The following is an 18058-nucleotide window of genomic DNA, read 5'->3' as shown; positions in this document are numbered from 1 at the left end:
CCGGCCGAGCTTTGTGGCATTGATTTAGAGGCAAACAGATGATCAGACAACGTACTCTGAAAGAGATAGTGAAAACAACTGGTGTGGGTCTCCACTCTGGTCGTAAAGTCACGCTTACTCTTCGCCCAGCCGCTGCAAACACAGGTATTATTTACCGTCGTACTGACGTAAATCCACCAGTTGATTTTCCAGCTGACCCAGAATCTGTACGCGACACTATGCTGTGTACTGCATTAGTTAACGATGAAGGCATTCGTATCTCTACTGTAGAGCACTTAAGTGCAGCTCTTGCTGGTATGGGTATTGATAACGTCATTATCGAAGTGGATGCACCAGAAATTCCAATTATGGATGGTAGTGCGAGTCCGTTTGTATACCTTCTTCAACAAGCAGGTATCGAGACTCAAAACGCGCCTAAGCGATTCATCCGTATTAAAAAGCCAGTTCGTTTTGAAGATGGTGATAAGTGGGCTGAAATGCGTCCACATAACGGCTTCAAAATGGATTTCCAAATTGAGTTTGACCACCCAGCAATCGATGGTGACGATCAACGCTTAGTGTTTGATTTTTCAACTCAAGGCTTTATCAAAGAGATTTCTCGCGCTCGTACTTTCGGTTTCATGCGTGATATCGAGTACTTGCAATCGCAAAACCTATGTTTAGGTGGCAGCTTTGACTGTGCTATCGTTTTGGATGATTACCGCATTCTTAACGAAGAAGGCCTGCGTTTCGCTAACGAGTTTGTGACTCACAAAGTACTTGATGCAATTGGTGACTTGTACATGTGTGGTCATGCTATTGTTGGTGAGTTCAGTGCTTATAAATCAGGTCATGGTCTGAATAACCAATTACTACGTAAAGTATTGGCAGATCAAGAAGCTTGGGAGTGGGCGACTTTCGAAGAGGAAGTAGGTTCACCAGTAGCGTTTGCAGACCCAAACGTGGTTCTAGCGTAAAACATCAAGATTTTAAGAAGCCAGACTAAGTCTGGCTTTTTTGTGTCTATCGTTGGTAAAACTACTTTATATTTTAAAAGTTACTTTTTCGCGAGTTTTGCGATGTTCTCTAATCGTTGTTTAACCTTAGGGTTGGCATTTTGAGCAACCATTAACAACGATGAAGCGGCATTTTCTGAAAGTGGGGGGCGAGGAATTGCCTCTTTTTGATCCTTGCTTGAACCTTTTTGGGTGCGATAAATCGCTGGGTTGATCTTTATTTCAATGCTGATCAGTTTTCCAAAGCCCTGATTTCTCAGCTGGTTGAGGATATTCAACCGCTCATAGTCCACTTTCATTTTGATCGATGCACTAGCGGCTTCCAAAACTAAATGTCCACCACGAACGTTTGCCGCTCTTATATGTGGTTCAATACCTTTAGGCAAAAGCGTTTTTAATATTTGGTTGATCTGGATGATCTCTTTCGCGTGCTGTTGTAACTTACTCAGCCGAGATGACTCAATCAATTCGTCTGTAGATGTGGGGCGATGATCTCGCATTCCGCACTCCTTTTATAAAGTTCTGCAGCATTCTATAACGATTCTTTGCTGACTGAAATGAGCGATTGAAGATGTATTCTTTAGTGCCCGATAGCCTAAAACATTGGGCTTAGTGCACAAAATACAAAGCTCAAAGCAAACAAGTCCTAATGTTATTGGTTGTTGAACGAAAAATTACTTAAACTATGCGCCACTAGTGTCTTGAAAATAAACGTCATCATCACAATATCAGAAGATACATGATTTATCTCAGTATCCTTAGTTGAAAACAGGTAGAGACTGAAGGCATTTAGAGATCGCGGACGATCTAAGCAAAGAGAGATTCACAAGAAATGATAACTAAGCTACTGACAAAAGTGGTCGGCAGTCGTAATGACAGAACACTTCGCCGCCTAAGAAAAATTGTAAAAGAAATTAATAATTATGAGCCTGCATTTGAAGCTCTGTCCGATGAAGAGCTAAAGGCTAAAACGGTAGAGTTTCGTCAACGTCTTGAGCAAGGTGAAAATCTAGACCAATTACTACCTGAGGCATTCGCTACTGTTCGTGAAGCTTCGAAGCGTGTATTTGGCATGCGTCATTTTGACGTTCAGCTAATCGGCGGTATGGTACTGAACTCTGGCCAAATTGCAGAGATGCGTACAGGTGAAGGTAAAACACTGACAGCAACGCTTCCAGCGTACCTGAATGCTTTGCCAAGCAAAGGTGTTCACATTGTTACAGTGAATGACTACCTAGCGAAGCGTGACGCAGAAACAAACCGCCCACTATTTGAATTTCTAGGTCTGACAGTTGGTATCAACGTACCTAACATGTCGCCACCTGCAAAGAAAGAAGCTTACCAAGCAGACATCTTATACGGAACAAACAACGAGTTTGGCTTCGACTACCTTCGTGACAACATGGCATTCCGCCCTGAAGACCGCGTGCAACGTGAACGTTTCTTTGCTGTTGTCGATGAGGTTGACTCAATTCTTATTGATGAAGCACGTACACCATTAATTATCTCAGGTCCGGCTGAAGACAGTTCTGAGCTCTATACTCGCATTAACACTCTTATTCCGTCTCTGCAGCTTCAAGATAAAGAAGACTCTGAGGAGTACCGCGGTGATGGTCACTACACTGTAGACGAGAAATCTAAGCAGGTTTACCTCACTGAAACTGGTCAGGAATTTGTTGAGGAGTTGCTGGTTAAGAATGGTTTAATGCAAGAGGGCGATACACTTTACTCTCCTGCGAATATCAGTCTGCTTCACCATGTGAACGCTGCGCTACGTGCTCACGTTCTGTTTGAGAAAAACGTCGACTACATTGTGACGGAAGAAGGTGAAGTCGTTATCGTTGATGAACACACAGGCCGTACTATGCCTGGTCGTCGTTGGTCTGATGGTTTGCATCAAGCAGTTGAAGCGAAAGAAGGCGTTAAGATCCAGAACGAAAACCAAACTCTGGCATCGATTACTTTCCAGAACTACTTCCGTTTATACGAAAAACTGTCAGGTATGACAGGTACAGCAGATACAGAAGCATTTGAATTCCAACAAATCTATGGTTTGGAAACAGTGGTTATTCCAACTAACAAGCCTATGATTCGTAACGATATGCCGGATATGGTGTACCGTACAGAAGCTGAAAAGTTTGCTGCTATCATCGAAGACATTAAAATTTGTGTTGAAAAAGGTCAGCCTGTACTGGTTGGTACGGTTTCGATAGAAAAATCTGAATTGCTGTCTAATGCACTGAAGAAAGCAAAGATCAAACACAGCGTACTGAACGCGAAGTTCCATGAGAAAGAAGCGGAAATCGTTGCTGAAGCGGGTAAACCAGGTTCAGTTACTATCGCGACTAACATGGCTGGTCGTGGTACGGATATCGTGCTTGGCGGTAGCTGGCAGATGCAAGTTGAATCGCTAAACAATCCAACTCAAGAGCAAATTGACGCAATTAAAGCGGAATGGCGTAAAGTTCACGATCAAGTTTTAGAAGCCGGTGGTTTACATATCATTGGTACTGAGCGTCACGAATCACGTCGTATCGATAACCAGCTACGTGGTCGTTCAGGTCGTCAGGGTGATGCGGGTTCTTCTCGTTTCTATCTGTCAATGGAAGACACACTGCTACGTATTTTCACTTCAGACCGTATGGCAAGCTTGATTCAAAGCGGTATGGAAGAAGGTGAAGCGATCGAATCTAAGATGCTTTCTCGCTCAATTGAAAAAGCTCAACGTAAAGTTGAAGGTCGTAACTTCGATATTCGTAAACAGCTTCTTGAATATGATGATGTTGCCAATGATCAGCGTCGCGTCGTTTACGAGCTTCGTGATGAGTTGATGAGCACGGACGATATTAGTGAAATGATCGAACAAAACCGTGCTGACGTTATGACATCAGTGATCGATCAATACATTCCACCACAATCACTTGATGACATGTGGGATATCGCCGGTCTACAAGATCGCTTGAAGCACGATTTCGATCTTGATCTGCCTATTCAGTCTTGGTTGGATGAAGACGACAAACTGTATGAAGAAGCACTTCGCGAACGTATTCTTGAAAACTCGGTAACGGTTTATAAGAACAAAGAAGAAGTGGTTGGCGCTTCAGTGATGCGTAACTTTGAGAAATCTGTAATGCTACAGACTCTTGATACACTGTGGAAAGAGCACCTTGCTGCTATGGACCACCTGCGTCAAGGTATTCACTTACGTGGCTATGCACAGAAGAACCCGAAACAAGAGTACAAGCGTGAATCGTTTGAGCTGTTCGAAGAGCTTCTAGAATCACTGAAGTCAGACGTGATCGCGATTCTTTCTAAAGTACGTGTTCAACAGCAAGAAGAAGTTGAGCGTATGGAGGAGCAACGCCGTGCTCAAGCAGAGCAAGCGGCTCGTATGAGTCAAGCTCAGCACGCCAATGCGAATGGTGAAGAGTCTGAATCTCAAGCTGAACGTAAAGTGGGTCGTAATGAACCTTGTCCTTGCGGTTCAGGCAAGAAGTATAAGCAGTGCCATGGCAAAATTGCCTAATAAAAATAAATAGAAAAGAGTCGCTTAGGCGGCTCTTTTTTTAAGTAAAGAAAGACAAAGGAACACAGATGAAACGAATTCATATCGTGGCGGGTATTATCTTCAATCAGGATAAATCGCAAATCTTTATCACTAAACGCCCAGACAATTTGCACAAAGGTGGTTTCTGGGAATTTCCGGGTGGCAAAGTTGAAGAAGGTGAAAGCGTTGAACAAGCGATGACTCGTGAGCTTGAAGAAGAAATTGGCATTGAAGTGACGGAGCAGTATCTGTTTGAGCATCTGGAATACGATTACCCAGAAAAATCACTGAAGTTTGACTTCATCGTCATCAGCAACTTCAACAAAGAACCATATGGCAAAGAAGGGCAAGAAGGACTTTGGGTAGACATTGCAGAACTCGTAAATTACCAGTTTCCAGAAGCCAATGTTCCAATCCTCGAACGTGTTATTAAAGAGTTTTCTTAAGTGCTAGCTATCAACCTCGATAGTTGGTAGTTTAAAAAGCGTAAATCGGAATAACACTATGCAGGACTGCGTAGTCACGAGTAAATGGAGAAATTTGCAATGGTAAGAATTGCAATTGCAGGCGCAGCTGGACGTATGGGCCGCAATCTGGTCAAAGCAGCACATCATAATTCAGAATCAACAGTGGGTGCAGGATCTGAGCGTCCTGAGTCTTCTCTAGTCGGAGTGGATGTTGGTGAGTTATGTGGTGTTGGTCGATTTGATGTCGCTTTGGTGGATAATCTGGAATTAGCGGTCGATAACTTCGATGTTATCGTGGATTTCACAGCACCAGCGAGCACACTAGCAAATATTGAACTGTGTAAGAAGCATGGCAAAAAGCTGATCATTGGTACTACGGGTTTTACCGATGAAGAGCGTGAGCTGATCAATGAAGCCGCGAAAGTTATCCCTATTGTGATGGCCCCAAACTACAGTGTAGGTGTGAACCTAGTATTCAAGCTTCTAGAGAAGGCAGCCAAAGTAATGGGTGACTACTGCGATATCGAAATTATCGAAGCGCACCATCGACACAAAGTGGATGCTCCATCGGGTACTGCGATTGGTATGGGTGAAGCCATTGCTGGAGCAATGGGCAACAAACTCAATGATGTTGCTGTGTACGCGCGTGAAGGTATCACTGGGGAACGAACTAGAGATGAAATCGGATTTGCGACCATTCGCGCTGGTGACATCATTGGTGAACACACTGCTATGTTTGCTGATATTGGTGAACGAGTAGAGATCACTCATAAGGCAACAGATCGAATGACATTTGCCAACGGTGCTATTCGTGCTGCAGTTTGGTTGAATCAAAAATCAGCAGGTTTTTACACCATGACTGATGTACTAGGTTTGAATGAACTGTAATTACATAATTATGCGTCAAGTTCGCTTGGCGCATAAGAATTTCTCTAACATTTTCTAATCAAATTTTCTTTCCTATAATTTAGCTTATCCTTTAACTTTTTAAGTGATTTTGTCATGTTGAGGTTGATTTCTCCAACTTTCCTCTGTTTTTGACAATAAAAAAATGATATTAACGTTTGCTTATTTTTTTTTGCGCTGATTTCGATTATTAACAAACTATTTTTGTCTAATTTAAAATCAAAGCCCTATAAATGTTGTTTTTGAATGAGTAAAACATGCTTTTTTGATGGGTTAGAGCTCTTTTTTAGCTCTAAGGTAATAAATTTGAGTTTAATTTATCTGCTAACGTTGACATAGGTCACAGCGATCTCTAAAATACCGCCAATTTGTCAAAATTAGCCTAGAGCATGATTTTCACGCGAACAGGAAGGCAAATTTGCAATTTAATTTAAATTTTATGCATTTTTATTCTGGAGGTTGTCTTGAGTAAATCAGCACTGTTAGTCCTAGAAGATGGGACAGTGTTCCGCGGAGTGTCCATTGGGGCAGATGGTTCATCCGTTGGTGAAGTCGTTTTTAATACCTCGATGACGGGGTACCAAGAAATCCTCACTGATCCTTCCTATTCTCAACAAATCGTTACACTAACTTATCCTCACATTGGCAATACCGGCACTAATACCGAAGATGAAGAATCTTCTTCAATTCATGCACAAGGCCTTGTGATTCGCGATCTTCCTCTTATCGCTTCTAACTTCCGTAGTGAAAAATCTCTTTCTGATTACCTTAAATCACAAAATATCGTCGGTATTGCTGATATCGATACGCGTAAACTTACGCGCATTTTACGTGAGAAAGGCGCTCAGAACGGTTGCATTATGGCAGGCGATAACCTAGATGAAGCTCTTGCGTTGGTTAAAGCTAAAGAGTTCCCAGGCCTTAAAGGCATGGACTTGGCGAAAGTTGTAACGACGAAAGAAGCGTATGAATGGAAACAAGGTTCGTGGACACTGGAAGGTGGTCTACCTGAACCTAAAGATGACAGTGAGTTGCCATACCATGTAGTGGCTTACGATTTTGGTGCGAAACGCAATATCCTACGTATGTTAGTTGACCGCGGTTGTCGTTTAACTGTAGTACCTGCAGAAACTTCAGCTGAAGAAGTACTAGCGATGAACCCAGATGGCGTATTCCTATCGAATGGCCCTGGTGACCCAGAGCCATGTACTTACGCGATTGAAGCAACGAAAGTGTTCCTTGATAAAGCTCTGCCGGTATTTGGTATCTGTTTAGGTCACCAAATCCTAGCGTTGGCTTCAGGTGCTAAAACAGTAAAAATGAAGTTTGGCCACCATGGTGCAAACCACCCGGTTAAAGATATTGACCGTGATGTGGTCATGATTACTTCTCAAAACCACGGTTTTGCTGCGGACGAAGCAACGCTACCTGAGAACCTACGTGCAACGCACAAGTCTCTATTTGACGGTTCTCTGCAAGGTATTCACCGTACGGACAAACCGGCATTCAGCTTCCAGGGTCACCCTGAAGCGAGCCCAGGTCCGCACGATGCTGCACCGCTATTTGACCACTTCATTGAATTGATTAAACAACACCGCGCTTAATTTGGAGTAGTAGATAATGCCAAAACGTACTGACATTCAGAGCATTCTTATTTTAGGTGCAGGTCCAATTGTTATCGGTCAGGCTTGTGAGTTTGACTACTCTGGCGCTCAAGCGTGTAAAGCACTACGCGAAGAGGGCTACCGAGTTATTCTTGTGAACTCAAACCCTGCAACTATCATGACTGACCCAGAAATGGCTGATGCAACATACATCGAGCCAATCCACTGGGAAGTTGTACGTAAGATCATCGAGAAAGAGCGCCCAGATGCGATTCTTCCAACAATGGGTGGTCAAACGGCTCTTAACTGTGCGCTTGCTCTAGAAGCAAATGGCGTTCTTAAAGAGTTCGGCGTAGAGATGATTGGTGCGACTGCAGATGCAATCGACAAAGCTGAAGACCGTTCTCGCTTTGATAAAGCAATGAAGTCTATCGGTTTAGAATGTCCACGCGCTGATACTGCCAAAACAATGGAAGATGCTTACCGTGTCCTAGATATGGTTGGTTTCCCATGTATTATCCGCCCTTCATTCACTATGGGTGGTACTGGTGGTGGTATCGCTTATAACAAAGAAGAGTTCGAAGAAATCTGTCGCCGTGGTTTGGATCTTTCTCCAACTAACGAGCTGCTTATCGATGAATCTCTAATTGGTTGGAAAGAGTACGAGATGGAAGTTGTTCGTGATAAGAACGACAACTGTATCATCGTTTGTGCGATTGAAAACTTTGACCCAATGGGTATTCACACAGGTGACTCGATCACGGTAGCACCAGCTCAAACGCTAACGGATAAAGAGTACCAGCTAATGCGTAATGCATCGCTAGCAGTACTGCGTGAAATCGGTGTAGAGACTGGTGGTTCAAACGTTCAGTTTGGTATCAACCCGAAAGATGGCCGTATGGTTATCATCGAGATGAACCCACGTGTATCTCGTTCTTCTGCTCTTGCTTCGAAAGCAACTGGTTTCCCAATCGCGAAAATCGCAGCGAAACTGGCAGTTGGCTTCACTCTTGATGAGCTAATGAATGACATCACTGGTGGTGCAACACCAGCATCATTCGAACCAACAATCGACTACGTTGTGACTAAGATTCCTCGCTTTAACTTCGAGAAATTTGCTGGCGCAAATAGCCGCCTAACGACACAGATGAAGTCTGTTGGTGAGGTAATGGCAATCGGTCGTAACCAACAAGAATCGCTACAAAAAGCACTTCGTGGCCTAGAAGTAGGTGCGAACGGCTTGGATGAAATGGTTGACCTAGATGCACCAGATGCTTTGACTAAAATCCGTCACGAGCTAAAAGAAGCTGGTGCTGAGCGTATTTGGTACATCGCAGACGCATTCCGTGCAGGTATGTCAGTTGATGGCGTATTCAATCTAACCAATATTGACCGTTGGTTCCTAGTTCAAATCGAAGAACTGGTTAAGTTGGAAGAGCAAGTGAAAGCGGGCGGTTTCGCTGGTCTGACTAAAGATGTGCTGAAACAGATGAAGCGTAAAGGCTTCGCTGATGCTCGTCTGTCTAAACTGCTAGGTGTTGCTGAAAGCGAAATTCGTCGCCTACGTGACCAGTACGATATTCACCCAGTTTACAAACGTGTGGATACTTGTGCTGCTGAATTTGCTTCAGATACCGCATACATGTACTCATCTTACGATGAAGAGTGTGAAGCGAACCCAACAGATAAAGACAAGATCATGGTTCTTGGCGGCGGTCCAAACCGTATCGGTCAAGGTATCGAATTTGACTACTGTTGTGTACACGCATCTCTAGCACTTCGCGAAGATGGCTACGAAACTATCATGGTTAACTGTAACCCTGAGACAGTTTCTACAGACTACGACACTTCAGACCGTCTGTACTTCGAACCAGTAACACTGGAAGACGTACTAGCAATCGTACGTGTTGAAAAGCCAAAAGGCGTTATCGTTCAGTACGGTGGTCAAACTCCACTGAAACTAGCGCGTGCTTTAGAAGCGGCTGGCGTGCCTATCATTGGTACTAGCCCAGATGCTATCGACCGTGCAGAAGACCGTGAACGCTTCCAAGCTGCTGTTGAACGTTTAGGCCTGCTACAGCCTGAAAACGCAACAGTAACAACAATGGAACAGGCGATTGATAAATCTAAAGAGATCGGCTTCCCACTCGTTGTGCGTCCTTCATATGTACTGGGTGGTCGTGCGATGGAAATCGTATATGACGAGCAAGACCTACGTCGTTACTTTAACGAAGCGGTAAGCGTGTCAAACGAGTCTCCTGTTCTACTTGACCGTTTCCTAGATGACGCAACAGAAGTGGATATCGATGCTATCTGTGACGGTGAGCGTGTGGTTATCGGCGGTATCATGGAGCACATCGAGCAGGCAGGTGTTCACTCAGGTGACTCAGCATGTTCGCTTCCAGCATACACGCTAAGCCAAGAAATTCAGGACAAGATGCGTGAACAAGTAGAGAAACTGGCTTTCGAACTTGGTGTACGCGGTTTGATGAACACTCAGTTTGCTGTGAAAGATAACGAAGTTTACCTCATCGAAGTAAACCCACGTGCTGCACGTACAGTACCATTCGTATCTAAAGCAACTGGCGCACCACTAGCGAAAATCGCTGCGCGTGTTATGGCTGGTCAAACTCTTGAGCAACAAGGTTTCACGAAAGAGATCATCCCACCATACTACTCAGTAAAAGAAGTGGTACTGCCGTTCAACAAGTTCCCTGGCGTTGACCCACTATTAGGCCCAGAAATGCGCTCTACTGGTGAGGTTATGGGTGTTGGTGCAACATTTGCTGAAGCATACGCGAAAGCTGAGCTAGGCTGTGGCTCTGTTTACCCAGAAGGTGGTCGTGCACTACTTTCAGTACGTGAAGGTGATAAAGAGCGCGTTGTTGACCTAGCTTCTAAGCTAGTGAAACTGGGTTACCAACTAGATGCAACTCACGGTACTGCTGTGATTCTAGGTGAAGCCGGTATCAACCCACGCTTGGTAAACAAAGTTCATGAAGGCCGTCCACACATTCTGGACCGTATCAAGAACAATGAATACACCTACATCGTGAACACAGCATCAGGTCGTCAAGCTATTGAAGATTCTAAAGTACTACGTCGTGGTGCTTTGGCTGAGAAAGTGAACTACACAACAACGCTAAATGCAGCGTTCGCAACCTGTATGTCTCACACTGCTGACGCGAAAGCATCAGTAACATCAGTACAAGAACTTCACGCTAAAGTGAAAGCTAGCTTAGCGTAATGAATAATAAATTGATAAACCTAAGGTTTATCTGACAACCTCATTGCCCGCTCATTTGAGCGGGCTTTTTTAGGCCTGTATTTTGGCAAAGCTAACGTTTGAAGATTAAAGACTATCTATATCATTGATGAATTATTGGAATAGGTTGTGTTCTGTTGTTTCACTATTTCAATCACTTACTCAGTGATACTTTAGCCACTCGGTCGTATTGGTTGTGGAATGTCATGGAAGTCTCGTTAGATATATTAGTCATTTTGTTTTTTGTTGCTGGCGCAGCAGGTTTTATTGATGCGATGGCTGGTGGCGGTGGCTTATTAACACTTCCAGCACTTTTGGCTGCAGGTGTTCCTCCAACCAATGCTTTGGCGACAAATAAGCTCCAAAGCTCTTTTGGTAGCTTCTCTGCCAGTATGTATTTCGTACGCAGTGGTATCGTTAATCTTAAAGAGATGCGACTTGCCATTGTGTGTACTTTTATTGGTGCCGCAACTGGGGCTTTGCTGGTACAACAGTTTGATACGTCATTCTTGACGAGTTTAATTCCCATTCTATTGGTTGCGATTTCTCTCTACTTTCTATTCGCGCCGCAGACCAAGGCTGACTCCGGTAAAAAACCGCTTTCAGAAGCTGCATTTGCCTACAGTGTCGGAAGCTGTGTGGGCTTTTACGATGGATTTTTTGGACCGGGTACAGGCTCCATTTTCACTGTGTGTTTTGTCGTTTTAGGTCATTTTACTTTAGTCGAAGCAACGGCTAGAACGAAAGTTCTTAACTTCACATCAAATATCGCAGCGCTGCTATTCTTCGTTATTGCTGGGTTACCTATCTGGAAGTTAGGTTTGGTCATGGCTGTCGGGCAGTTTATTGGTGCTCGTGTTGGTGCCAAAGTTGTCATATCTAAAGGACAAAAATGGATACGCCCACTTGTGATTGTTATGTCTATGCTGATGGCGTTTAAGCTTTTGTGGGAACAGCACTCACAATGGTTTCTATCAATGTTTTAACCCGCTCTGTACGGTAGTTGGTTGCTCTTAGGCAGATGTGAATAGGGCGGATTAGCGGTGTGAGTTCGATAAAGTTAAAGCAATAACGCGCATCTATCTGCAGAGTATTGATCATAGAAAGTGGTACTAAAGCTGGAGCGACGCCTTCCAGTGCGAGCTGGGCAGACGCCATATAAGAATCCATTTCCATCACAGGTGTAATACCCAACTTATCTAGAAATGCAGCCTGATAAGTGTTAGCGGTATTGGTGAGATCATTGGTAATGATCTCACTTGGCAAATGGGTTAGTTGGTTCTTACTGACAATGCAGAATGGCTCATCATACAAATGAAAAGTCATAAGACCATGATTACCGGGTAGATACCCAGCACAAAAACCTATGGTGGCTTTGCCTGATTGAACATGTTCTACGATACGTGGAGTGTGGTTGGTGGTAATGGTGAAGTGGGGATCTTTCTTACGATATGCCGCCATTACTTTCGTTAAGTAGCCTGCCACTAGTGTTTCTGAACAATCAATACGGATAAGCGTGTTGTCTTCAAGGGCTTGATTCTCATAGATCATACCTCTGAGTTCATTGAAAGTTGGCTCAATATTATCGATGAGTTGCTGACCTTCAGCGGTCAGCTTTATATGTCGCCCAGCAGGAGCTATAAGCTTTTTTCCTAACTTGTTTTCTAAATTGGCAATTCTTTTACTGACGGCTGACTGGCTGATATACAGTTGGCTGCCAGTTCGGCTCATCGTTTTCTGCTTGCTAAGAACCAATAGCGTTTCAATGCCTTCCAACAGCATATTTTGTCCAATGAGAATTAGGAATCGATTGAGTTAGTTTATCCTCATATTATTGATGAGGACAGTGGTTCGTTTATCTTGGATGTAAACCTATGAGAGCTGACAAGAGCCACGTCGAGTGGCTCTATTTCTATTTAGTGAGAGCGAAGGTTGGCAGTGATAAATGCCAGCGGATAGCACCAAGACGGATGATCAGCGTTGACGCGACGCCTGAAAGAAGCGCGACAGAGTTGTTATAACCCATCGCTAATGCGGTTGTATGGAATACACCGCCCACAATACATGCGGTTGCGTAGACTTCACTACGCAGAACCATTGGGATTTCTCTTGCCAGTACATCGCGGATAATGCCACCGCCACAGCCAGTAATTACCCCCATAATGATGGCGATCACGGCTGAATCTTGGTACATCAGTGCCTTTTCAACACCGATACCAACGAAAAAAGCCAAGCCAACAGCATCGCAAACCGGCAGAACCCACCAAGGAATACGTTTTGGCCTGCGCACTAATAGCATGGTTAAAATACAAGTAACGATAATGACCCAGATATAAGTTGTATCTTTTATCCAGAACACCGGTGTCGCACCAAGAGCCATATCTCGGATAGTCCCGCCACCGATAGCTGTAACACTCGCCAATACAGTGACACCGAAAGGATCCATTTTTAAACGACCAGCTAGCAATACGCCTGAAATAGCGAAAATAGCCGTACCAAACATATCGATTAAATAAAGTAATGAGGTATCCAATGTTATGCGCTACCAAAAATAGGTTTATCGAAAGGTGGTGGATTGTAAGACTTTTTTATCGAGCTGTTAATTGTTTCTTACTTGCTCAAAGTAGTGACAAACTTCTTCAATCGCGTTGAGTGTGCGAGGCGTTGAGCGATTGATCCAGTCTGAATTGAGAGACCAAACATGCCCCTGTTTGACTGCTGGAATTTCATCTTTCCAACTTAGCCACATGTTTCCGTTAGCAATGGCGTGTGCAGAGGTGAAAATAACATCTGGTTGAGCGACCAGAACTTGCTCGATCCCAACTTGAGGATATGGTGTCGAACTGTTCTCAAAGATGTTTTCGCCACCGCAAAAACGAAATACCTCACTTGGCCAACTGTCTTGTGCCAAAGTGATGATTGGTTTTTCACTGAGTTGATAAAAATAGCGAACAGGTGTGGCTCCTGAGAGCTCAGACGTCAGTGTATTCAAACGTTCACGGAATGCTTTAGCTGCCTGTTTCCCTTGTTGTGGGTCATCTGCGTATTGACTGAGAGCTTCAATATTGGAGGCAATATCGTCAAGTGTATTGACTTGGGAATTGTAAAACGTGAAACCGAGCTGCTTAAGTTTGGCTATCTCTTTAGCGGGGTTACCTTTCGGCCAAGCGATAATCAGATCAGGTTTAAGCGCTATGATCCGCTCTAACTTAATACCCTGATAGTTCGCAACTCTCTCTATGCTTTTGGCTTCCTCTGGATAATCACTGTAATCCGTTGCGCCGACAAGTTTATTGCCCAAACCAGCGGCAAAGGCTAACTCTGTTGCATGTGGAGCTAGGCTGATAATGCGCTGAACCGATTGGTCTGCTTGAGTGGGTGATGCAAGTAGTAAAGCAGTGAAGGCGAGTGACCAAAAACGCATTTATATTCCTTTATGAATGACGAGAAGCAGAAGGCTTTCGATAAAAATCCATAGAAAGAGTCGCCAAGCGATCAAGCTATGTATTTGAGACAAGTGCAGTGCAGAAGGAACAATACGACCACCTATCTTAGCTCGCACTACTTTTTGTTCCCCGTAGATTGCAGGGCCACCCAAAGCCAATTCGAGCTTCCCTCCGATTGCGCAGAGTAGCCAAGCGGGGCCAGGTAGTGGCCAAGAACGGCTCTGAGTTTTGATGGTTTGCAGAGCTTTACCCGAGTTATTGCCTAACGTAATGAACAAACTAAACAGTCTTAATGGTACATAATCTAATATTGCGATAGTGCGAACAATTGGCAATCCAAAAGGATTGAACTGAGAACGAGAAGGCGACCAAGCGCGAGCAAGTTCAGCCATTAATCGATAGATAAATGCCCCTGTTGCACCCAATAAAGCATACCAAAAAAGCACGGCAGCAACGTTACGGCCATAACCTACAATAATGGTCTCAGCACCTGCCTTGCCCAGTCCTACAGTAGATAGGGTGCTGGTTTCTCTATTCACAAAAGGTTCAAGCAGTTTACGAGCACCTACTTTGTCCTCTTTTGCCAAGGCCTTACCTAATTTGTTCGCGAGTTGGCCGTTATTGCGCCAATCTAAAGCCAAGATCAGTAGTGCTAATTCATAGAGTTGCGGCTGCCAGACAAGAGGTTTTAATGCGATACAGAACAGCAGTGCAGGGATGATCATTAGCAGCCAAGCTAGTGTGCCGGAAATGATACTTTGAGAGTAATTGTTGTTGGTATTGACTTTGTCAGCGAGAACTTCAGCAAACTTGTGCCACAAAATTGCAGGGTGAGAAGCTCTCGGAATCGGCAGAATGTAATGCAGCAAAAGTGCGCCCCACATAATGAGGAGCGCACCTTCAGCATAAACGGTCGAAATGATTTCGTTCATGGATATGAGTTGGTTACTTTAGCAACTCAACCATTTTTAGCACCATTTCTGATGAGCTTTGCGCTGCTAGCGGAAGGAACTCATCAAATGACATTGGCGATTCTTTGTCAGCTACGTCAGAGATTGCACGAACCACAACAAATGGTACTTGGAATTGGTGACACGTCTGAGCAATTGCAGACGCTTCCATTTCAACTGCAATAACAGAAGGGAAGTGTTTACGAATGAAGTCTTGTCGTTCAGCAGTACAAACGAAAGCGTCGCCAGTACAAATCAAACCGCGTACAGCATGTTTTTCAGTGTTGGTTTCGTTAGAGATAGATTCAAGCGCTTTCTCTGCCACAGCCATCAGTTTTTCGTCTGCCGCAAATGCTGCAGGCTGACCTGCCATCTGTCCCATTTCATAACCAAATGCGGTTACGTCTGCGTCGTGATGGCGTACTTCTGTTGAAATAACCACATCACCCATAGTTAGGCTTGAGTCAAAACCACCCGCAGAACCCGTGTTGATAACCACGTCTGGTTGGTATTCGTCTAGAAGAATTGTTGTACCAATCGCTGCTGCTACTTTGCCGATACCAGATTGAAGTAAAACGACATCAACGCCGTGAATGCTACCTGAGTAATAAGTACAGCCGCCTTTGCTGACTTCCTGACATTGCTCAAGAGCGTCTTTTAGAATTGCGACTTCTTGTTGCATCGCGCCGATGATGCCAATTTTCATGGAGTATCTCTTTTAAAAGTTATTAAGTGTAAAAATTGCCTGAAGTTTATCATGAGATTAGGCAATTTATCGAGATTCGACTGCTTATCTTATTGAACTCTGATTTCAACTCACTCAGCTAAGATCTATGGCTCAAATATCAGCCCTGCTAGGGTAAGGTTTTCTCTTAGTTCGGCAGCTCTACGACGGTTTACCCCGAAATCACTGTAACCAACGCGAGATTCAGAACGCACCAACAGATGACCATCTTCAATCTTCAGCTCAAGGTCATCAACAAAACGCATAATACTTGAAGTGCATTCGATTCGAAGATAGTTATCAGTTTTCTCTGCGGTTTGGGCGCCAGAAAGCGTTAAAGCTACGCGTTCAACCTGCTCCAGTGTTACACCAGAGCGTAATAAAAATGGAGCCAGCTTATATTTTTCTCTTGTTTCAGCGGTGGAAACGCAATTGGGTTTATTGCCACAAGGAGAATGTGTGCGATCGACCATCGGAGGAACTCCTTTGCTACAAGCACTCAATAGTACTGTTGAAAGAATAACAATTAGAACCTTATACATCTGCAAACCCTATTCGTCGTATCCCCAATAGCTGGATCGTACTCTCCTAGCTCTTCGGGGGAAAGTCATTCTACATATTAGACTCATTCACGCTGTTTAGTTTTAGAGGATTATGAATGGTCACAGAAAATAATTTGCGATTATATAAATAAAAAAGGATCCATGTTGAGAGGGATCCTTTTTTCAAAACCAAATTACTTAAATATTCAAGTAATCGAGAATGCCATCAGCGGCTTTACGGCCTTCATCGATTGCGGTTACCACAAGGTCTGAGCCTCGAACGGCATCTCCGCCCGCAAAGATTTTTTCGTTCGTTGTCTGGAACTTAAATGACTGCTCTGAAGGGGCTTTGATTCGACCCCATTGATCCAGTTCTACGCCGTGCGGTTCTAACCAGCTCATTTGATGAGGTTGGAAACCAAATGCCATGATGACAGCATCAGCTTCAAGCACATGTTCACTCCCTGCTACTGGTTCAGGTCGGCGACGACCCGCTTCGTCAGGTTCACCTAAAGCGGTCTGAACCACTTTTACGCCGGTTACTTTACCAGACGCATCAACTTCAATTCCCAGAGGTTGAAGGTTGAACATGAATTCCACACCTTCTTCTTTCGCGTTTTTCACTTCGCGGCGAGAGCCAGGCATGTTTTCTTCATCACGACGGTAAGCACAGATAACGCGTGAAGCATTTTGACGAATTGAAGTTCGTACACAATCCATCGCTGTATCACCACCGCCAAGAACGACCACTTTTTTATCAGCCATATCGATGAATGGTTGATCGCTTGGCAAGTCCATCACTTTGTAAGTGTTTGAAATTAGGAAAGGCAGTGCGTCAAATACACCTTGTGCATCTTCGTTTTCTAAGCCTGCACGCATGTATTTGTAAGTACCTACACCAAGGAACACAGCATCGTATTCGTTGATCAGATCTTGCAACTGAACATCTTTGCCTACTTCCACGTTCATGCGGAACTCAACGCCCATTTCAGTGAACACGCGGCGGCGGTTTTCCATTACCCCTTTTTCCAGCTTGAAAGAAGGGATACCGAAAGTCAGCAAGCCACCAATTTCAGGGTAACGGTCAAACACCACAGGTTTCACGCCGTTACGTACTAAAATATCTGCTGCTGCAAGACCTGCCGGACCCGCACCGATGATGGCTACTTTTTTGTCTGTCCACTCAACGTGCGACATATCCGGTTTCCAGCCCATTTCAAACGCGGTATCGGTGATGTATTTTTCAATATTACCGATTGTCACCGCGCCGAAATCGTCGTTCAGAGTGCATGACCCTTCACATAAGCGGTCTTGTGGACACACACGGCCACACACTTCAGGCAAGCTGTTGGTTTGGTGCGCAAGATCAGCGGCTTCCAAAATACGACCTTCATTGGCAAGTTTCAGCCATTGTGGAATGTAGTTGTGAACCGGACATTTCCACTCACAGTACGGGTTACCACAATCCAAGCAGCGGTCAGCTTGCGCTGTCGCCTGCTGCTTAGTGAAAGGTTCGTAAATTTCTACGAATTCAATTTTACGGATGTTGAGCGGCTTTTTTGCCGGGTCAACACGGTTAACATCAATAAATTGGTATACGTTCTGGCTCATA

General features: G+C 44.3%; 15 protein-coding genes. 7 read left to right on the top strand and 8 right to left on the bottom strand.

Annotation, left to right across the window (positions count from 1 at the left end; translation table 11 throughout):
- The first annotated feature begins 38 nt into the window (after nt 1-38).
- The gene (gene lpxC / locus AAGA51_RS12565; protein WP_042480433.1) at nt 39-956 is read left to right on the top strand and encodes a UDP-3-O-acyl-N-acetylglucosamine deacetylase; all 918 of its coding nucleotides are present in this window, start codon (nt 39-41) and stop codon (nt 954-956) included.
- An 80-nt stretch (nt 957-1036) separates the two neighbouring features.
- Here the strand turns inward: lpxC and AAGA51_RS12560 are convergent, their stop codons facing one another.
- Nucleotides 1037-1495, bottom strand: coding sequence for a DUF721 domain-containing protein (locus tag AAGA51_RS12560; RefSeq protein WP_042480431.1), 459 nt, complete (start codon nt 1493-1495; stop codon nt 1037-1039).
- 332 nt (nt 1496-1827) lie between these two features.
- Here AAGA51_RS12560 and secA point away from each other — a divergent pair, with 332 nt between their 5' ends.
- The 6 genes from secA to AAGA51_RS12530 all read left to right on the top strand — a co-directional run bounded on the left by secA (nt 1828) and on the right by AAGA51_RS12530 (nt 11770).
- On the top strand, nt 1828-4521 hold the full coding sequence (gene secA / locus AAGA51_RS12555) for a preprotein translocase subunit SecA (RefSeq protein WP_042480427.1): 2694 nt from the start codon (nt 1828-1830) through the stop codon (nt 4519-4521).
- A gap of 68 nt (nt 4522-4589) precedes the next feature.
- The gene (mutT, locus tag AAGA51_RS12550; protein ID WP_042480425.1) at nt 4590-4988 is read left to right on the top strand and encodes an 8-oxo-dGTP diphosphatase MutT; all 399 of its coding nucleotides are present in this window, start codon (nt 4590-4592) and stop codon (nt 4986-4988) included.
- Between the two features lie 99 nt (nt 4989-5087).
- Nucleotides 5088-5897, top strand: coding sequence for a 4-hydroxy-tetrahydrodipicolinate reductase (gene dapB, locus AAGA51_RS12545; RefSeq protein WP_042480423.1), 810 nt, complete (start codon nt 5088-5090; stop codon nt 5895-5897).
- A gap of 482 nt (nt 5898-6379) precedes the next feature.
- Nucleotides 6380-7519 (top strand): glutamine-hydrolyzing carbamoyl-phosphate synthase small subunit, encoded by a 1140-nt coding sequence (gene carA / locus AAGA51_RS12540; protein WP_042480420.1) that lies wholly within the window; start codon nt 6380-6382, stop codon nt 7517-7519.
- Nucleotides 7520-7535: 16 nt separating this feature from the next.
- A complete protein-coding gene (gene carB / locus AAGA51_RS12535) occupies nt 7536-10766 on the top strand; it encodes a carbamoyl-phosphate synthase large subunit (protein WP_042480417.1) in 3231 nt (1076 codons plus the stop codon).
- A gap of 224 nt (nt 10767-10990) precedes the next feature.
- Nucleotides 10991-11770, top strand: coding sequence for a TSUP family transporter (locus tag AAGA51_RS12530; protein WP_042480413.1), 780 nt, complete (start codon nt 10991-10993; stop codon nt 11768-11770).
- On the opposite strand, the gene AAGA51_RS12525 is transcribed toward AAGA51_RS12530, so the two are convergent.
- The 7 genes from AAGA51_RS12525 to AAGA51_RS12495 all read right to left on the bottom strand — a co-directional run bounded on the left by AAGA51_RS12525 (nt 11721) and on the right by AAGA51_RS12495 (nt 18057).
- Nucleotides 11721-12566, bottom strand: a complete 846-nt coding sequence (locus AAGA51_RS12525; RefSeq protein WP_042480409.1) for a LysR family transcriptional regulator — start codon at nt 12564-12566, stop codon at nt 11721-11723. The two genes, AAGA51_RS12530 and AAGA51_RS12525, sit on opposite strands and share 50 nt — an antisense overlap.
- Nucleotides 12567-12696: 130 nt before the next feature.
- Nucleotides 12697-13317: a TRIC cation channel family protein gene (locus AAGA51_RS12520; protein ID WP_042480407.1), complete on the bottom strand. Its 621-nt coding sequence runs from the start codon at nt 13315-13317 to the stop codon at nt 12697-12699.
- A gap of 66 nt (nt 13318-13383) precedes the next feature.
- Nucleotides 13384-14208, bottom strand: a complete 825-nt coding sequence (gene btuF, locus AAGA51_RS12515) for a vitamin B12 ABC transporter substrate-binding protein BtuF (protein ID WP_042480404.1) — start codon at nt 14206-14208, stop codon at nt 13384-13386.
- On the bottom strand, nt 14209-15162 hold the full coding sequence (locus AAGA51_RS12510; RefSeq protein WP_042480401.1) for a cobalamin biosynthesis family protein: 954 nt from the start codon (nt 15160-15162) through the stop codon (nt 14209-14211).
- Nucleotides 15163-15175: 13 nt separating this feature from the next.
- On the bottom strand, nt 15176-15886 hold the full coding sequence (mtnN, locus tag AAGA51_RS12505) for a 5'-methylthioadenosine/S-adenosylhomocysteine nucleosidase (RefSeq protein WP_042480398.1): 711 nt from the start codon (nt 15884-15886) through the stop codon (nt 15176-15178).
- 125 nt (nt 15887-16011) lie between these two features.
- Nucleotides 16012-16377 carry a DUF1499 domain-containing protein gene (locus tag AAGA51_RS12500; RefSeq protein ID WP_042480395.1) on the bottom strand — a complete coding sequence of 122 codons (366 nt, stop codon included), beginning with the start codon at nt 16375-16377 and terminating at the stop codon, nt 16012-16014.
- Nucleotides 16378-16644: 267 nt separating this feature from the next.
- Nucleotides 16645-18057 carry an FAD-dependent oxidoreductase gene (locus AAGA51_RS12495; protein ID WP_042480392.1) on the bottom strand — a complete coding sequence of 471 codons (1413 nt, stop codon included), beginning with the start codon at nt 18055-18057 and terminating at the stop codon, nt 16645-16647.
- Nucleotide 18058: the final 1 nt, after the last annotated feature.

The organism is Vibrio diazotrophicus, from assembly GCF_038452265.1.
GTDB lineage: Bacteria > Pseudomonadota > Gammaproteobacteria > Enterobacterales > Vibrionaceae > Vibrio > Vibrio diazotrophicus.
The sequence above is the reverse complement of the archived record's forward strand: the minus strand, read 5'-3'. Positions and strand labels throughout refer to the sequence as shown.